We start from the raw sequence: 12,897 nt of genomic DNA, 5'->3' as shown, positions 1-12,897 counted from the left end.
ATGCGGTGAGACGGAGATCACGAGCGAGGGGGTTTACCCCAGCTGGGCCGGGGTAAACCTCCGCCGTTCGGGTTGCTCCAGCTGCTCTCCGCCTCAGGAGTCATTTGATGACCAGCGTCTTGACCGACAATCTCGGGAACACGCGTCCGGTCCCCCGGCCGCGCCCCCGGCCGGTCACGTCCGACACGCTCGCGGAACTCGCCCGCCTCGCCGCGCTGGCCGAGCTCGCCCGGCGCTCCTCGCCGTCCCTGATGCACCACGCGATCCTCGCCGGCACGTCCCCCGCCACGGTGGCGGCGGCCGCTCAGGTCGACGTCGCCGAAGCACACATCCGCTGGCACGAATGGGCCGACACGGCGGTCGGCCGCGACGAGTACCTGCGCGTGCACACCGCGTTCGCCGAAGCCGTCGTCGCCCGCCACGACGCCCTGGAGGAGGACCTGTGAGCGTGACGACGGAGGAAACGACCCTGGCCGACCTGGCCGCGCTCGGCGACGCGGCGTCCGAGCTGCTGGCCGAGATCACCGAGCAGCTGGCGACGGTGGCTTCCCGGCGCTGAGGCGCCCCTCACCCGGCCAGTTCGGGCAGGGCCAGGGTGTGGTTCGTGTGCCGGACCTTGGCGTCGAGGTACCGCAGGTTGTCCGGGGTGGCGTGCACGCCGGTGGGCACCGTCCCGGCGACCGTGACGCCCCGCTCGCGCAGCTGCCGGACCTTGTCGGGGTTGTTGGTGAGCAGGTCCACCTCGCCGATGCCCAGCGCGGCGAGCATCTGGGCCGCGGCGGTGTAGTCGCGGGCGTCCTCGGGCAGGCCCAGCGCGGTGTTCGCCTGGTAGGTGTCGAGCCCGGCGTCCTGCAGGGCGTAGGCGTCCAGCTTGGCGTAGAGGCCGATGCCCCGGCCCTCCTGACGCAGGTAGAGCAGGACGCCGCCGGCCCCGTCGATCCGTTCCACCGCCTCGCGCAGCTGCGGCCCGCAGTCGCAGCGGGCGGACCCGAACACGTCGCCGGTCAGGCACTCCGAGTGCAGGCGCACCAGCGGCCGGACCGGGTCGCCGAAGACCAGGGCGAGGTGCTCGGCGCCGTCCACCAGGCCGTCGAAGGTGACGACGTCGGCCGAAGCGGAGAAGCCGTCGGCGAAGCGCAGCGGGACCCGCACGCGGGTGCGGACGGTGGCGGCGGGGATCATGGGGACTCCGTTCAAATTTGAACCTTGATCCCGACCGTACCCCTTGAGTTCGAATTTGAACAACAGGTACCGTTGTGACATGGGTCGTCCACGGTGGCTGAACGCCGAGGAGAAACGCGCCTGGAACGCGTTCCTCGGCACCTACGAGCTGCTCAACCGGCGCTTGGACCAGCAGCTCAAGCAGGATTCCGGGATTTCCCACCTCCAGTACGTGATCCTTGCCCGGCTCAGTGCGGCCCCCGACCGCGAGCTGCGGATGGCCGAGCTGGCCTGCGCCGTGTCGAACTCCAAGAGCGGGCTGACCTACCAGATCGGCCAGCTGGAGCAGGGCGGCCTCGTGCGCCGCCGCGCGTGCGAAAGCGATCCGCGGGCCGTCTACGCGGTGCTCACCGACGAAGGCGTGGCCCTGCTGGAACAGGCCGCGCCGGGGCACGTCGCCCTGGTCCGCGAGCTGCTGATCGAAGTCCTCACGCCGGACCAGCTGCACGCCATGGCCGACGGCCTCGGCGAGGCGAACCGCCGCATGCTCGCGGTCGACGACCCCGCCGCCGGCTGTTCTTGAGTGACCTGCATCACTTCCTTCGCTGATCCGCGCCGATTCCGGAACCCGTCGCACGCCGCCTGAGAACAGCTCATGACACTGGCTGGATCGAAAGGCGGGCGATGACCCCGGAAGACACCGATGCCGACGACGACGCGAGCGTGATCGCGCGGTCGCGGCACGAGCCGAGCCTGTTCGCGGTCATCTTCGACCGCCACTCGCGGCACATCCACCGCTACGCAGCCCGGCGCCTCGGCCCGGCGACCGCCGACGACGTCCTGGCCGACACGTTCCTGATCGCCTTCGACAAGCGGGCGAAGTTCGACCCGGCCCGGTCCGACGCCCGGCCGTGGCTCTACGGCATCGCCACGAACCTCATTTCCCGGCAGCGGCGGGCGGAAGTGCGCGAGCTGAAGCTCCGGCTGGCCGTCGGACCGCCGGCCGCCGACGAAGGGCACGCCGACCGGGTCGCCGACCAGGTCACCGCGCAGGCCCTCGCCACGCGGCTCGACCGGGCCCTGGCCGCCCTGCGTCCCCGCGAGCGGGACGTCCTGCTGCTCTTCGCCGCGGAAGGCCTGGGCTACCAGGACGTCGCCGAAGCACTCGGCATTCCCGTCGGCACCGTCAAATCTCGGCTCAACCGGGCTCGCGGCCGCGTCCGCGCCGAGCTCGGCGCCTTCGACCTCGTGAAGGAGACCTCGGGTCATGGATGAACTGGACCTGATCCGCACCCGCGCGGAAACCGTCGGCTTCGCGCCGGCGGAGCACCTCGCTCCGGCCCGCGAGCGGCTGCTGGCCGCCGCGCGCGGCGAGCGGCGGCACCGGCCGCGCCGCTGGTTCTGGCTCGCCGGTGCCTCCATCGGCCTGGCCGCGGCGATCACCGCCGTCGTCGCACTGACCCCCGCCGACCGGGTCGGCGTCGGGGCGGGCGTGGCGCACGCCGACCCGGTCAAGGTGCTGACCGCAGCGGCGGACACCGCGCTGAAGGAGCCGGCCAAGCCGCCCCGGCCCGACCAGTTCCTGTACGTGAAGACCGAATACGCGATTCCCCCCAACCGCGAGGTCTGGCTCTCGGTCGACGGCACCCGCGACAGCCTGATCGGCAGCTTCAAGGAAGGGGGCTGCCGCAACGGCAAGGCGCCGATGTACGGCACGAACGACCCCCGCTTCGAAGGGAAGTTCGAGGACTGCGCACCCAGGCGGGCCTACCGGACCGACCTGCCGACGACGGCCGACGCGATGCTGGCCTACCTCTACGACAAGGAAGAGGATCGCGAAGGCCGGGCCGGCTACATCGGCAAGGCCGTCTACACCCTCGCCGACGAGCAGGCCCTCCAGCCGGCGTCCTACGCGGCGCTGTTCGCGGCGGCAGCGAGGGTGCCGGGCCTGACGGCCCTGGACCACGTCACCGACGGCGCCGGCCGCCCGGGCGTCGGGATCGAATTCCCGGTGTCCCCCGGTTCGGACCCGAAAGCGAAGCCGATCGTGCTGGTCTTCGACGCCACCACGTACCAGTTCCTGGGCACGACCGACAGCGCGGTGACGGTGAAGACCTACGTCGACGAGGTGGGGCAGCGCCCCTGACGGCCCGGCCGCCGGGACTCGCACCGGGTCCCGGCGGTGTCCGTTACGACGACGTGCCGTAACGCATCGCCTAGGCTCTCCCCCATGGCGTCGGCACGCGAGACGAACCCGGAAGCGCCGCGGCCCGGCGGGCGTCCCCGCGACGCCGCGCTCGACGAAGCGATCATCCTGGCCACCCGCGAGCGCCTCGTCCGCGACGGCTACTCCCTCATGACCATCGGCGACATCGCCGCGGACGCAGGCGTCAGCCGTCCCACGCTGTACCGGCGGTGGCGCACCAAGTTCGACCTCGTCGTCGACGCGCTCGACTACGGCTTCCGCAAGCAACGCGATTCCTCCCCCGCCGACCTGACCGGAATGGCCCCGCGCGAGGCGTTCACCGAAGCCGTCCGGCGGCTCGATCCCGCGTACTTCAACCCGGACGCCATGGTGCTCATGGGCAACTTCGCCGGCGAAGCCATCCGCACGCCGGAGCTGCTCGGGATCCTGCGGGAGCACGCCGTCGAACCGCGGGTCACGCTCGTCGAAAACGTGCTGTCCCAGCTGCAGGAGAGCGGCGATGTCGCCGGCGACATCGACAAGCACACCATCGCCACCCTGTGCTTCGGCAGCTACTTCGCCGCTTTCTACCGGGGCGAGAGCCGGGACGAGATTCCCGAAGCGGTCGTGTCGGTGCTGTGGCCGGCGATCGCGGCGAAGAAGCCGGCCCGCCGCCGACGCGGCTGACCGGCGCGAATGCAAGTGCCGTCCGGTCTTCGCAACCATTCCGGGCTCCCACCCGTGCAATAGAGTGTGAGGACCTCTTCGGATCGACGACGGCAGTTCCGGGCACGAGCGGTGGCGGTCGCGGTGCTGACCGGTGCCGGCCTCGCGTTCGCCCACGCCGTGACCGGGGTGACGGTCGCGGGCCCGATCCTGGCCGCGGCGGCCGGCGGGCACAGCCTGCCCGACACCGCGGCCGCGGCCCCCGCGCCGGTGCCGGTGACCACCTCCGCCCGGCCGGCCCCGAACCCGACCCTGCCGTTCAACGCGAAGCTGACCTCCGACGACATCCCCGTCCCGGGCGGCGGGGTGCGCAACGGCGCCTGCAGCGGGGCGCTGGTCGCGCCGCAGTGGATCGTCACCGCCGGGCACTGCTTCCACGACCTGAAGGACGCCCGGATCGGCGGGCGGCCGCCGTACACGATGACCGTCACCGTCGGACGGCTGAAGGACACCGATCCCGGCGGGTACACGACCGAGGTCGTCGACGTCCGGCAGTCGCCGGTGAACGACCTGGCGGTGGCCAAGCTCGGCCGCCCGATCGACGACATCGTCCCGGTGGCGCTGGCCACGAGCCGGCCGTCGGTCGGGAAGCAGCTCCAGTTCGCCGGCTGGGGTTCGCACTCGGCGACCGTGCTCGGCCCGTCCGACCACCTCAAACGCGGGCGGTTCACGGTGTCGGGCATCGGCCAGGCGACCCTGGAGGCCCAGCCGGTCGGCACGCGCACGGTCGAAAACGGCCCGTGCCCCGAGGACTCGGGCGGCCCGTTCTTCGTCTCGGACGACGACCGCACCGGAACGCTGGTGGCCATCGTCAACACCGGGCCGCCGTGCCCCCAGCCCGGCGCCGAGACGATCGCCCGGGTGGACGTCGTGGCGGACTGGATCCGCGAACAGATCGGCTGAATCAGCGCGCCCGCAGCGCGGCCAGTTCCTCGGCGAGGAACAGGTCCGGGTCGAACTTCATGCCGGCGAAGTGGCCGGCCAGCTCGAGTGAGAGCACGCCGTGCAGGCGGGTCCAGAAGGACAGCGCGCGGTGCAGGGCCGCGGCCGGCGCGGGGTGGCCGCCCGCCCACTCGCGGTGGGTCTCGAGGTGCGCGTCGAACGGCGTCGGCGGCTCCTCGCCGGTCTCTTCGGCGCAGGCTTCGATCAGCACCGCCATGACCTCGAACGAGATCGCGGTGGTGTCGTCCGGCGCGTGGTAGCCGGGCACGGGCGTGCCGTAGACGAGGAAGTACCGCTGCGGGTCGCTGCGTGCCCAGTCGCGGATGGTGCCCGCCAGTCCGGGCAGGCCGGCCCCGGCGTCGCGGGCGGCACGGACGGTGTCGGCGAGGCTGCGGTAGGCGTCCCGGATCAGGGCGGTGATCAGCTCGTCCCGGCTCGCGAAGTACCGGTACAGCGCGGGGCCGCTCATGCCCACCTGCTTCGCGATCGCGTTGAGCGACAGGGCGGGCACCCCGGCCGCGGCGATCTGTTCCCACGCGTGGCGCTTGATCTCCTCGCGCACCTGGGCTCGGTACCGCTCTCGCGGGCTCTCGCTGGTCACCGTTAGAGGTTATCACTTTTCCTATTGACACTCACGCTGGCTTGGTTATAGCTTATAACTATCCAAAGATGCACTAACCCCCCGGAGGACATCATGATCGGCACCCGGCTTCGTTCGGCCCTGCTCGCACTTTCGGTCGCCGCGGGGCTCGCGGGCACCGCCACCTCGGCCGAGGCCACCCCGGCGGGGGCACTGAGCTGCCGCGGCGTCGGCATCGATCCGGCCACGCAGCTCCACTACCGGACCGAAACGTTCATCAAGGCGCCGGCCGCCGCGGTCTGGGAACTGCACACCGACGTGGCGCGCTGGCCCGCCTGGCAGCCGGCCGTCACCAGCGCGCAGCGGCTCGACGCCGGGCCGCTGCGGCCGGGTTCGCGCTTCCGCTGGACCACGCCGGCGCCGCCCACCCCGACGACCCCGGCGACCACCCTGGTGATCACCTCGACGGTCGGGCAGCTGCAGCCGGGCCGGTGCGTCCGCTGGACCGGCCCGGCGATCGGCGACGGCCTGCGCATCGACCGCGGCGTGCACGTCTGGACGTTCACGCCGGTCCGGGGCGGCGTGCTCGTCCGCACCGAGGAGAGCTGGACGGGCGAGCAGATCGAAGCCGACCCCGCCACTGCGATCCGCTACCTGGCGCCCGGGCTCGACGCCTGGCTCGCCGCCCTGAAGACCACCGCCGAAGCCCGCTGAGCTTCGCTCCCGAGGAGGAGAAGACGATGACTGTCACCGCCCCGCCCCGCACCTCGAAGGCCGTTCTCGTCGCGGCCTGGTCCGTCCCGGTCCTGGTGGCCGGCCAGTTCGCGCTGCTGTCCGGCGTGCCCATCGCCGTCGTGCTGATCGGTTCGCTGCGACGGCGGGCGAACCGCCGGTGGGCCGCCGCCCTCGCCGCGGTCTACGCCACCGCCCTGACGGCGTGGCTGGCCGGGCCGGGCAGCGCGCCGAGCCTGTCGAAGTTCCTGAGCCCGGTGGCCACCGCGTTGTTCACCGCGGCGGGCGTCGTGGTCGCGGCCGCCCTCAGCCGGCGTGCTCGATGACGAACGCGGTGAGGAAGCCGATGGTGGCGAGCAGGCCGGTGTAGAGCTCGGTGCGTTCGAACGCCTCCGGGATCATGGTGTCGGCGATCATGGCGAGGATCGCCCCCGCGGCCACCGCCGTGATCGCGGCGACGGTCGCGGGGGACGCCGACCGCAGCAGGAGGTTGCCGACGAGGGCCGCGAGTCCGCTGGCGACCGCGATGCCGCTCCAGACGCCGAAGACGTACCGGGCATTGCGGCCGGCCGTCTTCATGCCGGCTGCGCTGGACAGGCCTTCGGGGACGTTCGAAATGAACACGGCGGCGAGCACGGTGACCCCGATGCCCCCGCCACCGAGCAGCGACACGCCGAGCACGACGGATTCCGGGATCCCGTCGAGCAGGGCACCGACGGCAATGGCTGCCCCGCTGCCCGCGGTGTCCTGTTCGGACGGTTGCTGGTCACCGGAACGCTTGCGGTGCCGGGCACCCCGCCGGGCGAGGAGCACGTTGATCAGGACGTACACGGTGGCGCCGCCGAGGAAGCCGCCGGCGGTCGGCACGAGGCCGCCGGACCGCTGGGCTTCGTCGACGAGGTCGAACGCCAGCGCGGAGATGAGCACCCCGGCCCCGAAGGCCATGATCCCGGCGACGACCCGCCGCGGCACCCGCACCCACCAGGCCACGGCGGCGCCGAGCACCAGCGCGACCCCGCCGACGAGGCCCCACAGCCCCGCCTCCACCCACTGCGGCACGACAGCCACCTTCCGCCGAGTCCGTCATCGTCCGGAAGGGGACTACCCACGACGGCCATCGCGGACACAAGACATGGCCCTGCTGTGCCCGGCCGCACGGGTGTGGTGCGCGTCACGGAATGCGCGGCGATCTTCGGCGCTACACACAGGAGAACAGTTCGTCCACAAGGGAGGGCCATGTCCACCGCCACCACCCCGGAAGAGTCCGTCGCCGTGCCCGAGCTGGAGGACTTCGACTTCCCGCTCACCGACGGCGCCGCCTGCCGCATCGACGACCCGGACTGCGAAGCCTGCCAGTGAGGTCGGGCTCCGGCCACGACGCCCCGCGCGTGGCCGGAGCCTGAAGAGCTAGACGTGCATGGCGAGCCACAACGCCATCCAGCCGAGGCACGCCAGCGCACCGCCGACCCCGAAGGCGAGCAGTACGCGGCGCAGCGCCGCGACGACGCCGGCCCGGCCCGTCATTTCGGTGATTCCCGCATCAGCCATGGCCACCAGGTGCCCGCGTCCGGGACGGCCAAACCTCAAGCCCCCATCACGAGCCCCTCGATCGTGTGCTTCTGGGTGATCGGCCGCAGGACGTCGACGACCGGGCAGTGCAGGTGCGCGCGCACGGATTCCGGCAGTGCCGCCCAGAACTCGCGGGTCACCGCCGTGTCGTGGCGGGCGTCGTTGCCCGCCCCCGGCGCGTCGAGGCCCAGCACCAGCACCGGGCGGGCCTTCGCCGAGTGGTTCGCGGTGCCGCGGTGGACCGTGAGGGCCGAGCGGATCGAAATGTCGCCCATCCGCGGGAACTTGCGGGTCGCGAGTTCGCGGTACCGCGGCCAGGCCTCCCGGGGCGGGAACATGCCGTGGTCGAACGCGCAGCCGTCGTCCCGGTGCGTGCCCGGCGCGATCTCGAACGGCCCCATGTCCGGCTCGGTGTCGACCGCGGTCACGTTCACCGCCAGCGACGTCAGCCGCCCCTCGCGCGCGGTTTCGGCGGGCATCGGGAAGTCCCGGTGCCACGGCTGGTCCACCGCGCCTTCGAGCGGGACGTCGAAGCCCACCTCGACGATCCGGTACGCCGGCCCCAGCACCGCCTCGGCGACGGCCGTGATCCACGGGTGGCCGGCCAGTTCGGCGAACCCGCGCAGCTGCTCCGGGTGGATCTCCACGTAGAAGCGGTTCGGCCCGCGGCCGACGGCCCCGCCCGGGCGGGCGCGGGCCTCGGCGAACGCCGTGTCGATGTCTTCCCCGAGCTGCCGCACCCACGCACGCGGGAACGCCCCGGGCAGGCCGATGATGCCGTCCGACTCGAGGCGCTCGGTCAGCGCCGCGAGGTCGGCGGCGGACAGCGGAGCGGGGGCGGTCTGGTGCGCGGTCATCCGGGCCTCCTGAACGAGCACGACGGCGTGGCAGCTCAGTTTGCAACGTGGCATGCCACGTTGCAAGAGGTACGCTTCGCCGGTGAACCCGAAACTGCGTGACGTGGCCGAGCACGCCGGCGTCTCGGTGCGCACGGTGTCCAACGTGGTCAACGGGTTCCGGTACGTGGCCCCGGCGACCCGGGAACGCGTGCAGGCGAGCATCGATGCGCTCGGCTACCGGCCGAACCTGGCCGCGCGCACGCTGCGGCGCGGGCGGACCGGGCTGGTGGCGCTGGTGATCCCGGAGATCGACTCGCCGTACTTCGCCGAGCTCGCCGCGCGGACGGTCCGGATCGCCGGTGCCCGCGGCCTGACCGTGCTCATCGACCAGACCGACGGGGACGCCGAGCGCGAGAAGGAACTGCTGCACGGCCGGCGCAGCCAGCTGGTCGACGGGGTCCTGTTCAGCCCGTGGGCGGTGGCCCCCGCGGAGCTGGCCGCGCGCACCGACACCGTCCCGCTGGTGCTGCTCGGCGAGCACGACGGCACCGCCGGCGTCGACCACGTCGCCATCGACAACGTCGCGGCCGCGCGCGAGGCCACCCGGCACCTGCTGGCCTCGGGCCGCCGCCGCGTCGCGGCACTGGGCATCCAGCCGCGCTCGCTGAACGCGACCGCGCGGCAGCGGCTCGCCGGGTACCGGCAGGCACTGGCCGAGGCGGGCCTGCCCGCTGAGCCGGAACTCGAGGTCCCGGTGCGGCGCCTGCACCGGGCCGACGGCCACCGGGCGATGCTGGGCCTGCTGGAGCTGTCCCGGCCGCCCGACGCCGTCTTCTGCTTCACCGACGAACTGGCGCTGGGCGCGGTGCGGGCCGCCGCCGACCGCGGTGTCGCGGTGCCGGAATCGGTGGCCCTGGTGGGGTTCGACGACATCGAAGACGGCCGCTACAGCGTGCCGGCCCTGACCACCGTGTCACCGGACAAGGACCGCATCGCCGAACTCGCCCTCGACCGGCTGGCGCGGCAGGCGGCCGACCCGGAACCCCCGCGGTCGATCGTCGCGCCGCACCACCTGGAAGTGCGCGAATCGAGCTGAGCGTGCCGACCTCACCAACCGGCGACCGCCACCCGGTCGCGGCCGGCCTTCTTGCCCGCGTACAACGCGTCGTCGGCCGCGCGGATCATCTCGTCGAGGCCGGCGCCGGGCTCCGCCGGGTCCAGTGCCGCGCCGATCGTCGCCGACAGCGTCACCGCCTCGCCCGTCGGCGCGGTGATGCGCAGCCCCCGGATCCGGAGACGGATCCGCTCGGCGATCGCGCGGACCTCGGCTTCGTCGACGTCGGGCAGCAGGACGGCGAACTCCTCGCCGCCGTACCGGCCGACCGTGTCCCCGCGCCGGACGGTCCGGGTGAGCACGGTGGCCACCTCGGCGAGGACGTCGTCGCCGACCGGGTGGCCGTGGGTGTCGTTGATGCGCTTGAACCAGTCGAGGTCGATCATCAGCACCCCGATCCGGCCGCGGGTGCGCTCGAGCGCGTGCTCGGCCTGTTCGTGCCAGGCGATCGCGTTGAGCAGCCCGGTGCGCTGGTCGGTGCGGGCGGCGAGCTTGAGCTGGTCGAGCTGGACGCACTGGTGCAGCGCGAACGTCGGGATGATCATCAGCAGCGCGGCGGGCGGCCACCAGAGCAGGGCGAGCGCGACGAACACGCCCAGCGCCAGCTGGCTGACCTCCAGCAGGTTGTCCGACGCGCTGCCGATCAGCCGGCGCGGGTGCTCGACGGTGACCGTCCAGGCGATGACCGTGCCGACGAGCCCGGTGTTGACCGCCCACTGCACCGCCGCCGCGGCGACCACCGCGGCGAGGTCGGCCCAGCCCGGCCGCGCGCCGCCGGCGAGGTGCTGGTGGACGCCGCTCGACTGCAGCACGGCGGCCGCGGCGGCCGCGGCCAGCGCGAGCGTGGCGGCGGTGTACACGGTGCGGTGCGGCGGGCGGACCGCGTCGAACCGGTTGACCAGCACCCAGCGGTGGGCGTAGATCACCGCCACCAGCACCAGTTCGAGCACCAGGGGCAGCACGATGACCCCGGCGAAGATCCAGACGCTGCAGAGGTCGACGTACGGCGCGCCCGCGCGGTCGCGCCGCCGCCGTTCGATGACGTGGGAGGCGTGCAGGTGCGGCAGGGCCGCCGCGGCGAGCCAGGCCGCCGTCACCCATTGCCCCGGTGTCGGCGCCGCGCGGGCCGCGAGCACCAGCACGCCGAGCGCCAGCAGATCCACGCCCAGGACGAGGAACCGCACCCGCCCCGGCAACGACCACAGCTTCCACCCCGATGGCGACCGGCCCCCGCCGGTGACCACGCTTTCCCCCATCGCAGCTGCCCCCATCGCAGCGCCTCCCCCGCGCCGGTGATGCCCCGATCGCCCAGGGTAGTCGCGTCGCGGCCGGATGTCAGGTGTTTCCCTCCAGCGCGACCCGACCGGGCAGCTGAGACCATTCCCGGGTATCCGGCACGGAGGAAACCGCACGGAGAGGCGAGCCGATGAGCGACAAGGGCTGGTGAACCCCGGCGACCGAGTCCCACTCCCCTGCCACCGGGAAGGAGCGCACGATGAGCGACAAAGGCTGGTGAGGAATCAAGCTTCGGCCGGGAGCGCGGCCGAAACGGCGTCCGGCCGGCGGCGCGCCCAGGCCGCGGCCGCGGCGAGCGCGACGAGCGCTCCCGCGGTCCCCGCCCAGGCGATCGCCGCCGCCGGCCCGACCAGCTGGGCGAGGACGCCACCGGCCACGATCCCGAGTCCCTGCCCGGCGATCATGCCGGTCCGGGCGAACCCGAGGGTCCGCCCGCGCACCCGCGGCGGGGAGAGCTGGACGAACGTCGCACCCGCGGTGACCTGGTAGGCCGAGCACAGCCCGGAGACGAACAGCAGCGCCAGCGCCGTGCCGAGGGCCGGCCGGCCCCAGAAGGCCACCAGCGGTGCCGCCGTCCCGACCGCCAGCACGCCCAGTGCGCGCACCCGCACCGGCCGGGCGACCCGCCGCAGCAGCAGCGCGCCGACGGCCGCGCCCCCCGGTTCCGCGGCGAGCAGCACCCCGATCCATTCGCCGCCCACCCCGGCCTGCTGGGCGAACGGGACCGCGAGCCCCTCCGGGACGACGGTGAACAGCGCCAGCCAGCCCAGCCACACCAGCGTGCCCAGGGTGCGGTCCCGGCGCACGGCCACCGCGCCGGCGGCGATCCGGCGCCACCACGTCGCCTCGCGTTCGGTGGAGCCGGGCGGCGGGTGCCGGCCGAGACCGGCGCGGATCAGCAGGCCGGAGGCGGCGAACGTGGCGGCGTCGACGGCCAGGGCGGCGTGCGCGCCGACCGCGGTGACCACGAACGCGGCCGCCGCGAACCCGAGCACCAGGCACAGCTGCGTGGTGACCTGCTGAACGGTCTGTCCCGCCTCGTACCGGCTGCCCAGCAGCTCGGGCAGGACGGCGCCTTGGGCGGCGGAGAACGGCGCTTCGGCCAGTTGCACGAGCACGAGCAGCACGGCCATCAGCGGCAAGGGCACCGCGGGCACGGCCATCACGCCGACCAGCGCCGCCCGGATCACGTCGCAGGCCACCATCACGCGGCGCCGCGGGTACCGGTCGGCCAGCCACGACAGCAGCGCGCCGGAGACCAGGGCGGGCAGCATGGACAGCGCGTAGGTCGCCGCGCTCAGTGCGGCGGAACCGGTCCGCTGGAAGACGAGTATCGACAAGGCGACCCGGGCCAGCTGGTCGCCGACGACCGACAGCAGACCCGCCAGCCAGAGCAGCCGGAAGCCGCGAATCGCGAACGCGGACCGCGTCGCACCCATCCCCACCCCCAGGCCGGCGCACACTGTGTCACGCAGAGCGTTGCCCAAGACGCTCACGGTAGCGCGTGGGCGAGCCGCCCACCATCGACGACGGCCGGGCCGAGGGCGGGAGGGGTGGCAGGTCGCCCGGACGGACCACGCCTGACGGAGGCGAAGCGACCGCGCCGGGCGACCACCGATGGCAGACCTGGCAAACCGGCCGAACCACCGCCGACAGGGGCACGGGCGCCCAATCGGACCACACCCGCCAAAGGCGAATCGACCACGCCACACGGCCGCGGCCGAACCGCGCCCGGTAGGGGTCGCGGGGGCCG

17 protein-coding genes are annotated in these 12,897 nt (G+C 73.3%); 10 read left to right on the top strand and 7 right to left on the bottom strand.

From position 1 onward, the window contains the following. Positions 1-107 precede the first annotated feature (107 nt). A complete protein-coding gene (locus tag ISP_RS18030) occupies positions 108-446 on the top strand; it encodes a hypothetical protein (protein ID WP_013225200.1) in 339 nt (112 codons plus the stop codon). Positions 447-567: 121 nt separating this feature from the next. Here the strand turns inward: ISP_RS18030 and ISP_RS18025 are convergent, their stop codons facing one another. Beyond that, entirely contained in the window at positions 568-1,182 is a 615-nt protein-coding gene (locus tag ISP_RS18025) for a GTP cyclohydrolase II (RefSeq protein ID WP_013225199.1), read from the bottom strand. A 79-nt stretch (positions 1,183-1,261) separates the two neighbouring features. Between ISP_RS18025 and ISP_RS18020 the strand changes: the two genes are divergently transcribed. From ISP_RS18020 to ISP_RS18000, 5 genes are all read left to right on the top strand, one after another. Beyond that, positions 1,262-1,744 (top strand): MarR family winged helix-turn-helix transcriptional regulator, encoded by a 483-nt coding sequence (locus ISP_RS18020; RefSeq protein ID WP_013225198.1) that lies wholly within the window; start codon positions 1,262-1,264, stop codon positions 1,742-1,744. A gap of 101 nt (positions 1,745-1,845) precedes the next feature. Next, positions 1,846-2,436 carry an RNA polymerase sigma factor gene (locus tag ISP_RS18015; RefSeq protein WP_013225197.1) on the top strand — a complete coding sequence of 197 codons (591 nt, stop codon included), beginning with the start codon at positions 1,846-1,848 and terminating at the stop codon, positions 2,434-2,436. Continuing rightward, positions 2,429-3,307: a CU044_5270 family protein gene (locus ISP_RS18010; protein ID WP_013225196.1), complete on the top strand. Its 879-nt coding sequence runs from the start codon at positions 2,429-2,431 to the stop codon at positions 3,305-3,307. The genes ISP_RS18015 and ISP_RS18010 overlap by 8 nt, the downstream gene beginning before the upstream one ends. Positions 3,308-3,391: 84 nt before the next feature. After that, entirely contained in the window at positions 3,392-4,033 is a 642-nt protein-coding gene (locus tag ISP_RS18005; RefSeq protein WP_013225195.1) for a TetR/AcrR family transcriptional regulator, read from the top strand. 111 nt (positions 4,034-4,144) lie between these two features. Beyond that, complete coding sequence (locus ISP_RS18000; RefSeq protein WP_013225194.1) at positions 4,145-4,975, top strand: S1 family peptidase; 831 nt, start codon at positions 4,145-4,147, stop codon at positions 4,973-4,975. 1 nt (position 4,976) lies between these two features. On the opposite strand, the gene ISP_RS17995 is transcribed toward ISP_RS18000, so the two are convergent. Next, positions 4,977-5,615, bottom strand: a complete 639-nt coding sequence (locus ISP_RS17995; protein ID WP_013225193.1) for a TetR/AcrR family transcriptional regulator — start codon at positions 5,613-5,615, stop codon at positions 4,977-4,979. Between the two features lie 93 nt (positions 5,616-5,708). Between ISP_RS17995 and ISP_RS17990 the strand changes: the two genes are divergently transcribed. Both ISP_RS17990 and ISP_RS17985 read left to right on the top strand, forming a co-directional pair. Then, on the top strand, positions 5,709-6,308 hold the full coding sequence (locus ISP_RS17990; RefSeq protein WP_013225192.1) for an SRPBCC family protein: 600 nt from the start codon (positions 5,709-5,711) through the stop codon (positions 6,306-6,308). A gap of 26 nt (positions 6,309-6,334) precedes the next feature. Then, positions 6,335-6,652, top strand: coding sequence for a hypothetical protein (locus ISP_RS17985; protein WP_013225191.1), 318 nt, complete (start codon positions 6,335-6,337; stop codon positions 6,650-6,652). Here the strand turns inward: ISP_RS17985 and ISP_RS17980 are convergent. Beyond that, positions 6,633-7,385 carry a ZIP family metal transporter gene (locus ISP_RS17980; protein WP_013225190.1) on the bottom strand — a complete coding sequence of 251 codons (753 nt, stop codon included), beginning with the start codon at positions 7,383-7,385 and terminating at the stop codon, positions 6,633-6,635. The genes ISP_RS17985 and ISP_RS17980 overlap by 20 nt on opposite strands. A gap of 177 nt (positions 7,386-7,562) precedes the next feature. On the opposite strand from ISP_RS17980, the gene ISP_RS17975 reads away from it, so the two are divergent. Further along, on the top strand, positions 7,563-7,685 hold the full coding sequence (locus tag ISP_RS17975; protein WP_014466951.1) for a hypothetical protein: 123 nt from the start codon (positions 7,563-7,565) through the stop codon (positions 7,683-7,685). Between the two features lie 48 nt (positions 7,686-7,733). Here the strand turns inward: ISP_RS17975 and ISP_RS17970 are convergent, their stop codons facing one another. Beyond that, entirely contained in the window at positions 7,734-7,874 is a 141-nt protein-coding gene (locus ISP_RS17970; RefSeq protein ID WP_165476096.1) for a hypothetical protein, read from the bottom strand. Between the two features lie 35 nt (positions 7,875-7,909). Continuing rightward, positions 7,910-8,752 carry a phytanoyl-CoA dioxygenase family protein gene (locus tag ISP_RS17965; RefSeq protein ID WP_013225189.1) on the bottom strand — a complete coding sequence of 281 codons (843 nt, stop codon included), beginning with the start codon at positions 8,750-8,752 and terminating at the stop codon, positions 7,910-7,912. An 82-nt stretch (positions 8,753-8,834) separates the two neighbouring features. Here ISP_RS17965 and ISP_RS17960 point away from each other — a divergent pair, with 82 nt between their 5' ends. Beyond that, positions 8,835-9,830, top strand: coding sequence for a LacI family DNA-binding transcriptional regulator (locus ISP_RS17960; protein ID WP_013225188.1), 996 nt, complete (start codon positions 8,835-8,837; stop codon positions 9,828-9,830). 11 nt (positions 9,831-9,841) lie between these two features. Here the strand turns inward: ISP_RS17960 and ISP_RS17955 are convergent, their stop codons facing one another. Beyond that, the gene (locus ISP_RS17955) at positions 9,842-11,119 is read right to left on the bottom strand and encodes a GGDEF domain-containing protein (RefSeq protein WP_230468814.1); all 1,278 of its coding nucleotides are present in this window, start codon (positions 11,117-11,119) and stop codon (positions 9,842-9,844) included. Positions 11,120-11,368: 249 nt separating this feature from the next. Next, positions 11,369-12,631: an MFS transporter gene (locus ISP_RS17950; RefSeq protein WP_230468813.1), complete on the bottom strand. Its 1,263-nt coding sequence runs from the start codon at positions 12,629-12,631 to the stop codon at positions 11,369-11,371. Positions 12,632-12,897 lie beyond the last annotated feature (266 nt).

Source organism: Amycolatopsis mediterranei, assembly GCF_026017845.1.
Classification (GTDB): domain Bacteria; phylum Actinomycetota; class Actinomycetes; order Mycobacteriales; family Pseudonocardiaceae; genus Amycolatopsis; species Amycolatopsis mediterranei.
The sequence above is the reverse complement of the archived record's forward strand: the minus strand, read 5'-3'. Positions and strand labels throughout refer to the sequence as shown.

Excerpts from the sequence above, each read along its gene's own strand:
- ISP_RS18030 (WP_013225200.1), top strand. The coding sequence starts at position 108 with ATGACCAGCGTCTTGACCGACAATCTCGGGAACACGCGTCCGGTCCCC.
- ISP_RS18015 (WP_013225197.1), top strand. The coding sequence starts at position 1,846 with ATGACCCCGGAAGACACCGATGCCGACGACGACGCGAGCGTGATCGCG.
- ISP_RS18020 (WP_013225198.1), top strand. The coding sequence starts at position 1,262 with ATGGGTCGTCCACGGTGGCTGAACGCCGAGGAGAAACGCGCCTGGAAC.
- ISP_RS18025 (WP_013225199.1), bottom strand. The coding sequence starts at position 1,182 with ATGATCCCCGCCGCCACCGTCCGCACCCGCGTGCGGGTCCCGCTGCGC.
- ISP_RS17985 (WP_013225191.1), top strand. The coding sequence starts at position 6,335 with ATGACTGTCACCGCCCCGCCCCGCACCTCGAAGGCCGTTCTCGTCGCG.
- ISP_RS17975 (WP_014466951.1), top strand. The coding sequence starts at position 7,563 with ATGTCCACCGCCACCACCCCGGAAGAGTCCGTCGCCGTGCCCGAGCTG.
- ISP_RS17965 (WP_013225189.1), bottom strand. The coding sequence starts at position 8,752 with ATGACCGCGCACCAGACCGCCCCCGCTCCGCTGTCCGCCGCCGACCTC.
- ISP_RS18010 (WP_013225196.1), top strand. The coding sequence starts at position 2,429 with ATGGATGAACTGGACCTGATCCGCACCCGCGCGGAAACCGTCGGCTTC.
- ISP_RS18005 (WP_013225195.1), top strand. The coding sequence starts at position 3,392 with ATGGCGTCGGCACGCGAGACGAACCCGGAAGCGCCGCGGCCCGGCGGG.
- ISP_RS17955 (WP_230468814.1), bottom strand. The coding sequence starts at position 11,119 with ATGGGGGCAGCTGCGATGGGGGAAAGCGTGGTCACCGGCGGGGGCCGG.
- ISP_RS17990 (WP_013225192.1), top strand. The coding sequence starts at position 5,709 with ATGATCGGCACCCGGCTTCGTTCGGCCCTGCTCGCACTTTCGGTCGCC.
- ISP_RS17970 (WP_165476096.1), bottom strand. The coding sequence starts at position 7,874 with ATGGCTGATGCGGGAATCACCGAAATGACGGGCCGGGCCGGCGTCGTC.